This is a genomic window from Serratia sp. SM04 (assembly GCF_040280225.1).
Taxonomy (GTDB): Bacteria; Pseudomonadota; Gammaproteobacteria; order Enterobacterales; family Enterobacteriaceae; genus Serratia; species Serratia sarumanii.
Map to the genome: position 1 here is coordinate 1,083,737 of NZ_JBEOQT010000021.1, position 14,193 is coordinate 1,097,929.

General features: G+C 59.8%; 10 protein-coding genes. All 10 read left to right on the forward strand.

The window, feature by feature from the left end; genetic code table 11:
- The 10 genes from ABTW55_RS19590 to narJ all read left to right on the forward strand — a co-directional run bounded on the left by ABTW55_RS19590 (nucleotide 1) and on the right by narJ (nucleotide 14,191).
- The gene (locus ABTW55_RS19590) at nucleotides 1-1,299 is read left to right on the forward strand and encodes a flippase (protein WP_039565578.1); all 1,299 of its coding nucleotides are present in this window, start codon (nucleotides 1-3) and stop codon (nucleotides 1,297-1,299) included.
- Entirely contained in the window at nucleotides 1,280-2,128 is an 849-nt protein-coding gene (locus tag ABTW55_RS19595) for an ATP-grasp fold amidoligase family protein (RefSeq protein ID WP_048321684.1), read from the forward strand. The genes ABTW55_RS19590 and ABTW55_RS19595 overlap by 20 nt, the downstream gene beginning before the upstream one ends.
- A 6-nt stretch (nucleotides 2,129-2,134) precedes the next feature.
- Nucleotides 2,135-3,289 (forward strand): hypothetical protein, encoded by a 1,155-nt coding sequence (locus tag ABTW55_RS19600; protein WP_033647724.1) that lies wholly within the window; start codon nucleotides 2,135-2,137, stop codon nucleotides 3,287-3,289.
- 3 nt (nucleotides 3,290-3,292) lie between these two features.
- Complete coding sequence (locus ABTW55_RS19605; RefSeq protein ID WP_033647723.1) at nucleotides 3,293-4,198, forward strand: glycosyltransferase family A protein; 906 nt, start codon at nucleotides 3,293-3,295, stop codon at nucleotides 4,196-4,198.
- A 1-nt stretch (nucleotide 4,199) separates the two neighbouring features.
- Complete coding sequence (locus ABTW55_RS19610; protein ID WP_033653670.1) at nucleotides 4,200-5,255, forward strand: glycosyltransferase family 4 protein; 1,056 nt, start codon at nucleotides 4,200-4,202, stop codon at nucleotides 5,253-5,255.
- A 7-nt stretch (nucleotides 5,256-5,262) separates the two neighbouring features.
- Nucleotides 5,263-6,006 carry a glycosyltransferase family 2 protein gene (locus ABTW55_RS19615; RefSeq protein WP_033634927.1) on the forward strand — a complete coding sequence of 248 codons (744 nt, stop codon included), beginning with the start codon at nucleotides 5,263-5,265 and terminating at the stop codon, nucleotides 6,004-6,006.
- 11 nt (nucleotides 6,007-6,017) lie between these two features.
- On the forward strand, nucleotides 6,018-7,877 hold the full coding sequence (locus ABTW55_RS19620; RefSeq protein ID WP_060421458.1) for a carbohydrate-binding protein CenC: 1,860 nt from the start codon (nucleotides 6,018-6,020) through the stop codon (nucleotides 7,875-7,877).
- Between the two features lie 292 nt (nucleotides 7,878-8,169).
- Nucleotides 8,170-11,931, forward strand: a complete 3,762-nt coding sequence (locus ABTW55_RS19625) for a nitrate reductase subunit alpha (protein WP_060421455.1) — start codon at nucleotides 8,170-8,172, stop codon at nucleotides 11,929-11,931.
- The gene (narH, locus tag ABTW55_RS19630) at nucleotides 11,928-13,472 is read left to right on the forward strand and encodes a nitrate reductase subunit beta (protein WP_060421453.1); all 1,545 of its coding nucleotides are present in this window, start codon (nucleotides 11,928-11,930) and stop codon (nucleotides 13,470-13,472) included. Before ABTW55_RS19625 ends, narH begins: the two co-directional genes overlap by 4 nt.
- On the forward strand, nucleotides 13,469-14,191 hold the full coding sequence (gene narJ / locus ABTW55_RS19635) for a nitrate reductase molybdenum cofactor assembly chaperone (protein ID WP_033647718.1): 723 nt from the start codon (nucleotides 13,469-13,471) through the stop codon (nucleotides 14,189-14,191). The genes narH and narJ overlap by 4 nt, the downstream gene beginning before the upstream one ends.
- The last annotated feature ends 2 nt before the right edge of the window (nucleotides 14,192-14,193 follow it).

Here is a 14,193-nt window from a genome sequence, read left to right on the forward strand (position 1 = left end):
GTGAAGGCCATTATCACCAATGCCCTGTGGCTGATGCTCGAACGCGTTTCGCTCAGCCTGTCCGGCATCTTCGTCTCCATTTACGTTGCGCGCTATCTGGGGCCCGCGCAGTTTGGCGCGCTCAACTATCTGTTGGCGACGATCGCCATCGTGGTGCCACTGGTGCAGTTGGGCGCCGACAGCATCATTTTCAACCGCGTCGCCCGCCGACAGCCGAGCGGCATTCGCCTGATGCTGGCGTCAATACGCCTGCGCCGCCGGCTGTTCCTGGTGGTGGCGCTGCCGATACTGATATGGAGCTATTTCAGCCAAACGCCCGCCAGCCAACTGATGACGCTGTTGCTGCTTGTCAGCGCCTATTTCTCGATTCAGGACGTGTACAAGATTTATTACGATGCCCGCCTGCAGTCGAAACGCAATACGCTGATCAACAACCTGGCGCTGCTGCTGTCGATCGGGCTGCGGCTGGCGCTGGTGAGCGCCGCGCTGCCGCTGGTGTGGTTCGCGGTACCCTACATCCTCAGCAGCGCCGTGCCTTACCTGGTGCGCCTCTGGTTATTCCGTGGGGAAGCTGCGGCCTCGCCGCGGGTTACGCCGCGCCAGGCCAGGCGCTACGGCCGTTACTTGCTAAAGGTGGGGCTGCCGTTGGCCATCTCCAGCCTGTCGATAGTGATCTATACCCGCATCGATCAAATCATGCTGGGCAATCTGGTCGGCGAGCAGGCGGTAGGCTGGTTCAGCGCCGCCACCACCCTTAGCCAAGGCTGGGTTTTCGTGCCGATGGCGCTGATCACCTCGTTGATGCCGGGCATTGCCAGCTGCCGCGATCCGTTGGAGCAGGAGTACCGTATCCGGGTGCTTTATCTGGTGGTCCTGGGCCTGTCGTTGCCGGTGTTGCTGGGCCTGTGGTGGTTCGCCCACCCGGCCATTGCGCTGCTGTACGGCGCCGCTTTCCAACCGGCCGCCAGCATCCTGGCTATTTGTACGCTGACCTCGCTGTTTTCGGTCATGGGGACGGTTTCGTACCGCAGCATCGTGCTGTTCGCCGGCTATCGCTTTATTGCCATCAAGATGCCGTTGGTGGCTGTGGCGAACGTGGTGATGAATCTGCTGCTGATCCCGCGCTATGGCCTGATCGGCGCGGCGGTGTCTACGCTGCTGGCGGAATTCATTTCATTCTTCGTGCTGAACAGTTTATTCCGTGGCGGAAAAATTACCCGACTGCAGCTGACCTGTTTTTACTGCCTGCCGCGTCTTGTCAGCAAATTAAGGAGAGAGCATGTTAAACATCCTGGTTAAAAACATTTCCAAGCGCCTGCCCGATGCCTGGCACCATCAGGTTAAATACGCGCTCTATTTCAAGAAGCTGCCGCACCTGTCAAAACCGACCGGCTTCAGCGAAAAGATCATGCGCCGCAAAATTTACCCGCGCAGCATCTACACCACCTTGTCGGACAAGTTCAAGGTACGTGAATTTATCGCCGGTCTGTGGGGTGAGGAGTACCTGGTGGAGCTGTATGCGCATGGCACTGAACTCAGCTACGAGATGTTCAGGCAATTGCCCAACGCCTTTGTGCTGAAGGCCAACCACGGCAGCGGTTATAACCGGTTGGTGTTCGACAAGCGGCAGGTTAGCTACGCAGAGTTGTACGATCTCAGCAACGCGTGGATGCGCAGCAACTTTTATGAGCAGAGTCGCGAAAAGCATTATCTGGATATTGAACCCTGCATCATGGTGGAGCGCATGTTGCTGGATGGCGAACAGGTGCCGAACGATATCAAGTTTCATTGTTTCAACGACAATCATGAAATTCGCATGTTCATCCAGGTGGATTATCAGCGTTTCGGCACCCATCGGCGCGATATTTTTGATGTCGACTGGAACCGCACCGAAATCCGTATCAGCCTGCCCAATGCCGACGAACCGATGCCGCGCCCTACGCGGCTGGATGAAATGATACGTTTGGCTCGCCAGACGGCGCAGCAGTTCTCTTATGTGCGCGTGGATTTCTACCAGGTCGGCGAGAAGGTGTATTTCGGTGAGTTGACGTTTACGCCTGGTGCGGGGCTAAGCAAGCTGATGCCGAAAAACATTGAGCAGGAATGGGGCAGTTATTTTACTGAGTAAACGCTTATGCAAAGAGTCGCCTCCAATTTTCAAATGCATGCCAATGCCGGTTATAATCAGTCGCGGGATTTGATCAATCAATCCATCGTATTGACCTTCCTGCTGATGTTTTTCGTGAAAACCTTCCTGACCTCGGGATCGTTCAACAGCGAGCTGATTAATAAAGCCGTGCTGGGGCTGAATGGCCTGATGTTGCTCTATGTCGGTTATGCATTTTTTATCGCTACGCTGGCGGAAAAGGCGGTTGCGGGTTTTTTGGTTCTGCTGTTTCTTATGAATATTGCCACCGGGCATGGTGATTATCTGTTTGGTGCGGTATTCAGCACGGCGGTGATAATTTTATTTCGTCGTATCGAAATGGGGCGTGGCGCTGAAATGTTTGCCATCACCTTTGTGGTGGCAGGGTTGCTGGTGGTTATTCCCTATACCTTTTACACTGATGGGTTTGTTTACCTTGATGAACGTTATGGCAACAGATTAACGCTGGGGTTCGATAACCCGAATACCCTGGCGTATTATTCTTTTGCCTTGTTCGCCACACTGCTGTGCCTGATCGACCATGCGAAATTAACGCGTGGAATGAAAAATATCGCTTCGTTGGCGGTATCGGCGTTAATTCTCCCGGTGCTGATGTATTCCTATTCTCGCACCTGTTTTATGCTGGCGTTGTTGATGCTGCTGCTGTTTTGGCTGGCGCCGCTGCTGCGTGTCGCCCCCAACAGAAAAGTCTGCATCGCGCTGACGTTGGTCATTGTCGGCTTTCAATTCGCCAGCGTTATACGCTGGGGGAACAATCCGGCATTGGACGTGCTCTTGAACCAGGCGCTGACCGGCCGGATCTGGTTCTCCTGGCAGATGTTTCAGGCGGTGGGGCTACCCAATCCGCTGTTCGGCATGAATATAGAGCCGTATAAGCCAGTCGATTTCTTCTTCATCGCCATGTTTTATTCGGCCGGTGGCATCGCCTCTGTTGTCATGCTTTTTTGTTATTTTCACTTGTTGGGCAATATGCGCAGGCTGAGTCGATTCATGCGCTGGGTGGTGGTGGTTTTCCTGTTAACAACCTTGACGGAAACCTATTTTTTGGTCCCGGTATTTAACGTGTCGTTATTGTTGCTTTGCCGTGGAAAAGAAATAATAAATTCTAAGCTGGAGGGTTAAGAAATGGATTTCTCTATCGTGATCCCTATTTATAATAGTTCGCGCTACCTGCCTAAAACGCTGAAGCGAATTTTCAACGCTTGCCAAGGGTTCGACTATCAGGTGATTTTGGTTGATGATTGCTCTGACGAGGATGACATCAAATCTATCCGCCAGATAGCGGCGACCAATAGCAATGTGATGCTGCATGAGAAAAAACAGAAGAGCAATGCGGCGGTATCGCGCAACTTAGGCACCAAGTTAGCGCAATCGGAGATCGTGTTTTTCCTCGACTCCGATGATTACTTCACAACCAACTATATTATTCGCCGCATGAAGAAGCATGAAGATCGCCAGATTGATATTATCTTCGGCAACTATGCGGAGGTGAGCGGCGATTCGGTACGCGACTTCAACTTCCACTACAAATCCGGTTCTTCCGGCGAAGATTTTCTTTTTCTGGAAATGGGCGATATTCGGTCATCCACCATCAGCATGCGTAAAAAAAGCGATCGCCGCTTTTTATTTCCCGAGTTTCTCAACAAGCATCAGGATTGGGGCTTTCTGGTCAACGCCACCAATTTGGGCGCGCAAGTGGCGCATGACGCCGGCGGCGGGGTGTTTCTCGACGTGGGGCGCTACGGGCGCATGACGGCGAAGCTTAATCTGGAGGCCAGCGACCGCTTTATCAATACCTTCCTCAGCCCCAGCGATCGCCATATCAGCGGATTCGCCTGTAAGCATCTGCTGGCCTCGCTGTATTCGGAAAACGCCCAGGCGTTCAATTATTACTCGTCGCGCATCGTGCGGCACAGCCTGAGCGGCAAGTTCAAGATGATCAAATGGTATGGCGATTGTCTGGCGCGGTTGGGGTTGTTCTCGGTTGGCGGCCGGCTGCTGCGCAACGTGCGCCAGGGATTCAGGAGATGACATGCAACCACGCAAGATAATCATCGTTATCGAAAATATGGCGGGCAAGGGCGGTACTGAACGGGTCGCCAGCGGTTTGGCCAATGCGCTGGCGCGTTTGCCGGGTTACGAGGTCGCGGTGTTTTCGCTGTTTGGCGAGCGGAGCTTCTTTCCGCTGGCGAGCGACGTCCGGTTGCGCTGCGGCGGTGGCGATTCGCTGTTCTGGCCGTGGCGGCTGGCGTTCGCGCTGCGGCGTGAACGCGCGGACGTGATCATTACCGTTTCCATGGGGAAACTGTCGGTGGTGATGACGCCTTTCCTGCGTTTGTTCTGTGCCCGCAGCCGGCTGCTGTTGAGTGAGCACGTCAGCTTTCACCAGTATCCGCGCGTATTTAAGTGGCTGAAGTTGCTGGTTTACCGGCTGAGCGATCGCGTGATTTTCCTGACGCGGCAAGATAGCGACGCCATCGCTCGCTGGGTGGGGGCCGGGAAATGTCGGGTGATCGAGAACGTTTCGCCGTTCCGCGCACAGGCGCCAACGCCGGCGCTGCAGCAAAAGGTGGCGCTGGCGGTGGGGCGCTTGAGCAATCAGAAGGGCTTCGATCGTCTGATCGCGCTGTGGCGAGGGGTGGCGGCGCAGGTGCCGGATTGGCGGCTGCTGATTATTGGCGACGGCCCGGAGCGCGATGCGCTGCGGCGGCAGATTGAAGACGCCGGGCTGGCGCGGCAGGTGAGTCTGCTGCCGGCCACCGCCGACGTGGCGGACTATTATCGCCAGGCCAGCCTGTATTTGATGACCTCTCGCTATGAGGGATTGCCGATGGTGTTGATCGAAGCCATGAGTTTCGGCCTGCCGTTGGTGGCCTACGACTGCAAGACCGGCCCGGCCGAGTTGATAGACGACGGCGTCAACGGCTATCTGGTGCCCGATGACGACGCCGCCGCCTTCAGCGAAGGGGTGATCAAACTGATGCTCGATCCGGGTTTGCGCGAGCACTTTTCTGTCGCCGCGTTAGAGAAGTCTCGCCGTTTTTCTCCCGAACGTATTTATCCCCAGTGGCAACAGCTCACCGAGTGAGGACAAAATGGAAAAGATATCCGTAATCATGCCGGCCTACAATGCCGCGAACTCTATCAAAGAGTCGATTCTAGGCGTGCTGAACCAGCGATTTACCGATTATCACCTGTATGTGATCGATGATGCGTCCACCGACGATACTGCCGAGGTGGTGCGGCCGTTTATCCACGATCGCCTCACCTATATACGCAATGAGCATAATCAGGGCGTGGCGGAAACGCGCAACATCGGCATTGAGGCGGCGAACGGCGACTATATCGCCTTCTGCGACAGCGATGACGTATGGCTCCCCAACAAGCTGTCGCGCCAGGCGAGCATTTTGCAAACCCGCCGCTACGACGTGGTGTGTTCCCATTACTACACCTTCGAAGACGACCTGAAATTGATCAAAAATACCCGTGGCGCGGAAGAGCTTATCGGCTATCAGGACATGTTGAAAAGCAACTGGATCGGCAATCTCACCGGCATCTACAACCAGAAGCGCATCGGTAAGGTGTATCAGCAAAAAGTGGGCCATGAGGACTATTTGATGTGGCTGGCGGTGCTGCAGAAGGCGCGTAACGGCCTGGCCTACTGCATTCCCGAACCGCTGGCCTGTTATCGATTGTCTACCCATTCGCTGTCGGGCAACAAAATCCGCGCCGCGGACTGGCAATGGCGGATTTACCGTCAGCATTTGGGGCTGTCTTATCAGAAATCCTGCTATCTGTTCGCCACCTATCTGTTCAATGCCGTGGTGAAAAGGAAATGACCATGAGGGGGATGTATCAGAGGGTGGTTCTGGGCTGTTGCGCCTTGTGGGGCGCTTCGGCTCTGGCGCAGAGCTGCCAACCCAATCTGTTGGCCAACCCCGGCTTTGAGCAGGGGCTCGGCGGCTGGCGAGCGCAGGGCGCGCAGGCCGACGGCGATACGCACAGCGGCAATGGCAGTCTGCGCTATGACAATGCAGATGCCGCGCAGTACCGCACCTTCAACCAGGCGCTGCAGGTTGCGCCCGGACAGACGATCGATTTTGGCGTCTGGCTCAAGACCCGCGGCGTACGCGGGCAAAGCCGCGACGGCGGCGCCGGGGTTTATCTGCAGAGCTTTGATGCGCAGGGGCGCTTTCTGGAAGGCAGCTATCCGGCTGGGGTGACCGGCGACAGCGGCTGGCGGCAGGTGAACGCCAGCTATACCGTGCCGCCGCAGGCGGCGCGAATCACGTTTGGCGTTTATCTGCGCAAGGGGAGCACCGGTACCGCCTGGTTTGACGACGCCTATGCGTGTGCTCGAGCGCCTACGCCCGCGTTGTATCAGCTCGGCGCGTCGGCACAGGGGAAGGTCGACACGCTGGTCGTCACTTCGCAGCCGCAGCGTTTGCAAGTCGACAGCGAATTGCTCAATGCCGAGGGGCAGGTTGTTCACCGTAGCCGCGACCGTTATCAGGTTGAAGGGCAGCGCCGTATCGAATACCCACTGCCGGCCGGCCTGGCCCAGGGCGAATACCGCCTGCGTCAGCAGGTCACCGGGCAGCAATCCCGGCCGGCACCGGACAGCGAGCTGTCTTTTCGCGTCGGGCAGCCTGCGGCCAAAGTGGCGATCGACAGCGAAGGCTTTACCCTGCGCGACGGTCAACGGCTTTTCCCGTTGGGCATTTACGCCAACGTCGCGACCGATGAGCATTTGGCGCGCATCGCATCGGCGGGATTCAACACGGTGCTGAATTATGATTATGGGGAGAAGAAAGACCCTTACGCCTTTTTCCGCAACGCACGCCAGCGCGGGCTGCTGGTCATTTACTCTGTCAAAGATCAGTACCGCGGCAGCCGCTTCGCGCCGGCCGTGCGCGGCGGCGATTATGCGGCGCTGACGGCCTGGTACGTGCAGCGCTTGCGCTCTCAGCCCAACCTGCTCGCCTGGTACATCAACGATGAGCTGGGGCCGGAATATCTCGATAAGATCGAGGAAAAAAACCTGCAAATAAAGCGGCTTGACGGCGATCATCCTACCTTCCAGGTGTTGAACAAAACCGGGGAGTTGGACGCTCACTTCAACAGCAGCGACATTTTGGCGACCGACCCTTACCCGGTGGGGAACGATCGCGATCTGACGCGCACCACGCGTTATACCGAACTGACGGTGCAGGCCGCCCGCCAGGCGCGCGGGGCCTGGGTGGTGATGCAAATCATGGATCATGCCGCTTATGACGCCCGCCGCAAGCCACATCCGCCGTCAGAGGCGGAAATCCGCAATCAGGCCTGGCAGGCGCTGATCGGCGGCGCCAAGGGGCTGTTGTTTTATTCTTATACCGATCTGTTTTACAAGCGCAAAACCGGCCGCTTCGACCAACGGGAGTTTGACGCCACCTGGCGCGGTGTGGCCGCCGTGTCGCAGCAAATCGCCGCCTTCACCCCTTATCTGCTGACGGGAAAATCGACGCCGCTGGCGGGAAGCAACCCTCAAATGCCGGCGCGGATGTTTGTTCTGGGCGATCGCGCCTTGCTGCTGGTAGCCAACCCTTACTATCGAGAGGGAAGCACCCGATTGCGCCTTCCGGCGGGCTGGCGGCAGCAGGAAGGGGGGGCGGAGATCCAGCTGGCGTTGCCCGCCGTGGGCACCGCGACGCTGTGGCTCCAACGCTGAAAGCGTCGAGTTAGCGTTACGCGGGAGGTTTCTCCCGCGTCCTACCCCCAAATACCCCATCTTGCCTCTCGCCCGTCAGTCTCTGTCTTCCACTCCTGATTTATTCATTTAAATTCAACATATTAATCTCGTTTGTCGCACCTATACTTTGGTGGTATTTCTCACTCGGCGCGTGTATCGCCTCCCGCTTTCTCTTGATCGCAATCAATTTGCCGCCGGTTGGCCGTCAGTAGGCTGGCGGCAGATTGAGCATGTCTTCTTATAACGACAAGAGCCTTCAGGAGCATTCCGGATGAGCAAATTTTTAGACCGTTTCCGCTATTTCAAGCAGTTGGCGGAGCCTTTTTCTGGCGATCACGGCCAGACCTTGAACACCAACCGCGACTGGGAAGACGGCTACCGCAGCCGTTGGCAGCACGACAAAGTGGTGCGTTCCACCCACGGCGTGAACTGCACCGGTTCCTGCAGTTGGAAGATCTACGTGAAGAATGGCCTGGTGACCTGGGAAACCCAGCAAACCGACTACCCGCGCACCCGCCCCGATCTGCCCAACCATGAACCGCGCGGCTGCCCGCGCGGCGCCAGCTACTCCTGGTACCTGTACAGCGCCAACCGGCTGAAATACCCGCTGATGCGCAAGCGTCTGCTCAAGCTGTGGCGCGAGGCGAAAGCGCAGCACAGCGATCCGGTCGCGGCCTGGGGCTCTATCGTCGGCGATGCGGAAAAAGCCAAAAGCTACAAGGTGGCGCGCGGCCGCGGCGGTTTCGTCCGCTCCAGCTGGCAGGAGGTCAATGAACTGATCGCCGCCGCCAACGTCTATACCGCCAAAACCTTTGGCCCGGATCGTATCATCGGCTTCTCGCCGATCCCGGCGATGTCGATGGTGTCCTACGCCGCCGGCGCCCGCTACCTGTCGCTGATCGGCGGCGCCTGCCTGAGCTTCTACGACTGGTATTGCGATCTGCCGCCGGCCTCGCCGATGACCTGGGGCGAGCAGACCGACGTGCCGGAATCCGCCGACTGGTACAACTCCTCCTACATTATCGCCTGGGGCTCCAACGTGCCGCAGACGCGCACCCCGGACGCCCACTTCTTTACCGAAGTGCGTTACAAGGGCACCAAAACCGTGGCGGTGACGCCGGACTATGCCGAAGTCGCCAAGCTGTGCGACCACTGGTTGAATCCGAAGCAGGGCACCGACAGCGCGATGGCGCTGGCGATGGGCCACGTAATGCTGAAAGAGTTCCATCTCGATCGCGAAGTCGGCTACTTCCGCGACTACGTGCGCCGCTATACCGACATGCCGATGCTGGTGCTGCTGGAAGCGCGTGAAGGCGGCCATTACGCCGCCGGCCGCCTGCTGCGCGCCGCCGATTTGGTGGACGGACTGGGCCAGGAAAACAACCCCGAGTGGAAAACCGTCGCTATCGACAGCCGCAGCGGCGATCTGGTGGCGCCGCAGGGCTCCATCGGCTTCCGCTGGGGCGAGAAGGGCAAGTGGAACCTGGAACAGCGCGAGGGCAAGTCGCAACAGGAAGTCGAGCTGCAGCTCAGCCTGTTGGGCATGCATGACGACGTTGCCGAGGTGGGCTTCCCGTACTTCGGCGGCGCCGACAGCGAGCATTTCAACAGCGTGGCGCTGGACGAGATCCTGCTGCACAAACTGCCGGTGAAACGCCTGCAGCTGGCGGACGGCAGCGAAGCGCTGGTGACCAGCGTGTACGACCTGACGCTTGCCAACTACGGCCTCGAGCGCGGGCTGGGCGACGCCAACTGCGCCGCCGACTATGACGAGGTCAAGGCCTACAGCCCGGCCTGGGCCGAACAGATCACCGGCGTGTCGCGCCACAACATCATCCGCATTGCCCGCGAGTTCGCGGAAAACGCCGAGAAGACCCACGGCCGTTCGATGATCATCGTCGGCGCCGGCGTCAACCACTGGTATCACATGGACATGACCTACCGCGGCCTGATCAATATGCTGATCTTCTGCGGTTGCGTCGGCCAGAGCGGCGGCGGCTGGGCGCACTACGTCGGCCAGGAAAAACTGCGGCCGCAAACCGGCTGGCTGCCGCTGGCGTTTGGCCTCGACTGGCAGCGTCCGCCGCGCCACATGAACAGCACTTCGTTCTTCTACAACCATTCCAGCCAATGGCGCTATGAAACCGTCGGCACCGACGAGCTGCTGTCGCCGCTGGCGGACAAATCGCGCTTCGGCGGCAGCCTGATCGACTTCAACGTGCGCGCCGAGCGCATGGGCTGGCTGCCGTCGGCGCCGCAGCTGAGCACCAACCCGCTGCGCCTGGCGGAGCAGGCCCGCGCGGCCGGTCAGTCGCCGGTCGAGTTCACCGTCGACAGCCTGAAAAATGGCTCGCTGGGCTTCGCCGCCGAGCAGCCGGACAATCCGCAGAACTTCCCGCGCAACCTTTTCGTCTGGCGCTCCAACCTGCTGGGCTCCTCCGGCAAGGGCCATGAGTACATGCTCAAATACCTGTTGGGCACCGAAAACGGCATTCAGGGGAAAGATCTCGGCCAGCAGGGCGGCGTGAAGCCGCAGGAAGTGGAATGGCGCGAGCAGGGCGGCGAAGGCAAGCTGGATTTGGTGGTGACGCTCGATTTCCGCATGTCGAGCACCTGCCTGTACTCCGACGTGGTGCTGCCGACCGCCACCTGGTATGAAAAAGACGACATGAACACCTCCGACATGCACCCGTTCATCCATCCGCTGTCGGCGGCGGTCGATCCGGCCTGGGATTCGAAGAGCGACTGGGAGATCTACAAGGGTATCGCCAAGGCCTTCTCCGAGGTGTGCGTTGGCCATCTGGGCCAGGAAACCGACGTGGTGACCCTGCCTATCCAGCACGATTCCGCCGCCGAACTGGCGCAGCCTTACGGCGTGCAGGACTGGAAGAAAGGCGAATGCGATCTGATCCCCGGCAAAACCGCGCCGCACATCATCGCGGTGGAGCGCGATTACCCGGCCACCTACGAGCGCTTCACCTCGCTGGGGCCGCTGCTGGACAAACTGGGCAACGGCGGCAAGGGCATCAGCTGGAACACCCAAACCGAGGTTGAATTCCTCAAGCAGCTTAACTACGTCAAGGCCGACGGCCCGGCGGCGGGGCGGCCGAAGATCGAGAGCGCGATAGACGCGGCGGAAGTGATCCTGTCGCTGGCGCCGGAAACCAACGGCCAGGTGGCGGTAAAAGCCTGGGAGGCCCTGAGCAACGTCACCGGCCGCGATCACCGCCATCTGGCGCTGAACAAGGAAGACGAGAAAATTCGCTTCCGCGACATTCAGGCGCAGCCGCGCAAAATCATCTCCAGCCCGACCTGGTCCGGTCTGGAGGACGAACACGTATCCTACAACGCCTGCTACACCAACGTGCACGAGCTGATCCCGTGGCGCACCCTCAGCGGCCGTCAACAGCTGTATCAGGATCACGAGTGGATGCGCGCCTTCGGTGAAAGCCTGCTGGTATACCGGCCGCCGATCGACACCCGCGCCGCGCAGCCGTTGCTCAACAGCAAACCGAACGGCAACAAGGAGAAGGCGCTGAACTTCCTGACGCCGCACCAGAAGTGGGGCATTCACTCCACCTACAGCGACAACCTGTTGATGCTGACGCTGTCGCGCGGCGGCCCGATCGTCTGGCTGAGCGAAGACGACGCCAAAGATCTGGGCATTGCGGACAACGACTGGATCGAGGCCTTCAACGCCAACGGCGCGCTGACGGCGCGCGCGGTGGTCAGCCAGCGTATCCCGGCCGGCATGACCATGATGTACCACGCGCAGGAGCGCATCGTGAACCTGCCGGGCTCGGAGATCACCAGCCAGCGCGGCGGCATCCACAACTCGGTGACGCGCGCCTGTCCGAAGCCGACCCACATGATCGGCGGCTATGCGCAGCTGGCCTACGGCTTCAACTACTACGGCACCGTCGGCTCCAACCGCGACGAGTTCGTGGTGGTGCGCAAGATGAACCGCATTGATTGGTTGGACGACGAAGGCAACGACTACGCGCAGGGCAGTCAGCAGGAGAACAGCAAATGAAAATTCGTTCGCAAGTCGGCATGGTGCTGAATCTGGACAAGTGCATCGGTTGCCACACCTGTTCGGTCACCTGCAAGAACGTCTGGACCAGCCGTGAAGGTATGGAATACGCCTGGTTCAATAACGTGGAAAGCAAGCCCGGCGTCGGGTATCCGCACGCCTGGGAAGATCAGGAAAAATGGAAGGGCGGCTGGATCCGTAAAATCAACGGCAAGCTGGAACCGCGCATGGGCAACCGCGTCGGCGTACTGGCGAAAATCTTCGCCAACCCGGACGTGCCGGCGCTGGACGACTACTACGAGCCGTTCGATTACGACTACCAGCATCTGCACACCGCCAAACAGGGCAAGCACCAGCCGGTGGCCCGCCCGCGCTCGCTGATCACCGGCCAGCGCATGAACAAGATCGAAAGCGGCCCGAATTGGGAGGAGATCCTCGGCGGGGAGTTCGAAAAACGCTCGCAGGACAAGAATTTCGTTAACCTGCAGAAGGCGATGTACGGCCAGTTCGAAAACACCTTCATGATGTACCTGCCGCGCCTGTGCGAGCACTGCCTCAACCCGGCCTGCGTCGCCACCTGCCCGAGCGGGGCGATCTACAAGCGCGGCGAAGACGGTATTGTGCTGATCGACCAGGACAAGTGCCGCGGCTGGCGCATGTGCCTGACCGGCTGTCCGTACAAGAAAATCTACTTCAACTGGAAGAGCGGCAAGTCCGAGAAGTGCATCTTCTGCTACCCGCGCATCGAAGCCGGGCAGCCGACGGTCTGTTCGGAGACCTGCGTGGGCCGCATTCGCTACCTCGGCGTGCTGCTGTACGATGCCGACCGCATCGAGCAGGCGGCGGCGGTGGAGAACGACAAGGATCTGTATCAGAGCCAGCTCGACATCTTCCTCGATCCGCATGACCCGAAGGTGATTGCTCAGGCGCTGGCGGACGGCGTGCCGCAGGGGGTCATTGAAGCCGCCCAGCAGTCGCCGGTGTACAAAATGGCGATGGACTGGAAGCTGGCGCTGCCGCTGCACCCGGAATACCGCACTCTGCCGATGGTCTGGTACGTGCCGCCGTTGTCGCCGATTCAGTCCGCCGCCGACGCCGGCGAGCTGGCGCACAGCGGCGTGCTGCCGGACGTCGAGAGCCTGCGCATTCCGGTGCAGTATCTGGCGAACCTGCTGACCGCCGGCGATACCGAGCCGGTGCTGCTGGCGCTGAAGCGCATGCTGGCGATGCGCCACTACAAGCGGGCGGAAACCGTCGACGGCGTGGTGGACACCAGCGCGCTGGAGCAGGTCGGGTTGAGCGAAGCGCAGGCGCAGGAGATGTATCGCTACCTGGCGATCGCCAACTATGAAGATCGCTTCGTGGTGCCGTCGAGCCACCGCGAGCTGGCGCGCGAAGCCTTCCCGGAAAGCAAAGGCTGCGGTTTCAGCTTCGGCGACGGCTGCCACGGCAGCGATGGCAAGTTCAACCTGTTCAACAGCCGCCGCATCGACGCCATCGACGTGACCGCGAAAACCGCGCGGCCGGAGGACGCCTCATGATCAGCCTGAAAGTGATCGCCCGCCTGCTGGATTACCCGGAGCAGGTCCTGTTTGACCATCAGCAAGCGCTGATTGAGGCGCTGGAGCCGGCCAGCGAGCTGGATCTGCACCACAGCGCGCAGCTGATTCTGTTTATCCGCCGCCTGTGCGCCCGCCCGCTGCTGGACGCGCAGGCCGACTATTGCGAGCTGTTCGATCGCGGCCGCGCCACCTCGCTGCTGCTGTTTGAGCACGTGCACGGCGAGTCGCGCGATCGCGGCCAGGCGATGGTCGATCTGATGGCGCAGTACCGTGCCGCCGGGCTGGAGATCGACAGCCGCGAGCTGCCGGATTTCCTGCCGCTGTACCTGGAGTATCTGGCCAGCCGCAGCGCGGCGCAGGCGCGGGAAGGGCTGCAGGACATCGCGCCGATCCTGGCGCTGCTGGGCGCGCGCCTGCAACAGCGCGAAAGCCCGTATGCGGTGCTGTTCGATCTGCTGCTATTGCTGTCCGGCAGCGAGGTGCAGGCCCAGACGCTGGAAACCCAGGTGGCGCAAGAGGCGCGTGACGATACGCCGCAGGCGCTGGATGCGGTGTGGGAAGAGGAGCAGGTCAAGTTTCTCGGCGAACAGGGCTGCGCCTCCGCCCAGCAGACGGCGCACCAGCGGCGCTTCGCCGGCGCGGTAGCGCCACAGTATCTGGATCTGACGGATGCGTTAACCGGAACCAAAGGACGCTAATC

Coding starts and splice junctions, on each gene's coding strand:
- ABTW55_RS19620 (WP_060421458.1), top strand. CDS start 6,018: ATGTATCAGAGGGTGGTTCTGGGCTGTTGCGCCTTGTGGGGCGCTTCG.
- ABTW55_RS19610 (WP_033653670.1), top strand. CDS start 4,200: ATGCAACCACGCAAGATAATCATCGTTATCGAAAATATGGCGGGCAAG.
- narH (WP_060421453.1), top strand. CDS start 11,928: ATGAAAATTCGTTCGCAAGTCGGCATGGTGCTGAATCTGGACAAGTGC.
- ABTW55_RS19595 (WP_048321684.1), top strand. CDS start 1,280: ATGTTAAACATCCTGGTTAAAAACATTTCCAAGCGCCTGCCCGATGCC.
- ABTW55_RS19605 (WP_033647723.1), top strand. CDS start 3,293: ATGGATTTCTCTATCGTGATCCCTATTTATAATAGTTCGCGCTACCTG.
- ABTW55_RS19615 (WP_033634927.1), top strand. CDS start 5,263: ATGGAAAAGATATCCGTAATCATGCCGGCCTACAATGCCGCGAACTCT.
- narJ (WP_033647718.1), top strand. CDS start 13,469: ATGATCAGCCTGAAAGTGATCGCCCGCCTGCTGGATTACCCGGAGCAG.
- ABTW55_RS19600 (WP_033647724.1), top strand. CDS start 2,135: ATGCAAAGAGTCGCCTCCAATTTTCAAATGCATGCCAATGCCGGTTAT.
- ABTW55_RS19625 (WP_060421455.1), top strand. CDS start 8,170: ATGAGCAAATTTTTAGACCGTTTCCGCTATTTCAAGCAGTTGGCGGAG.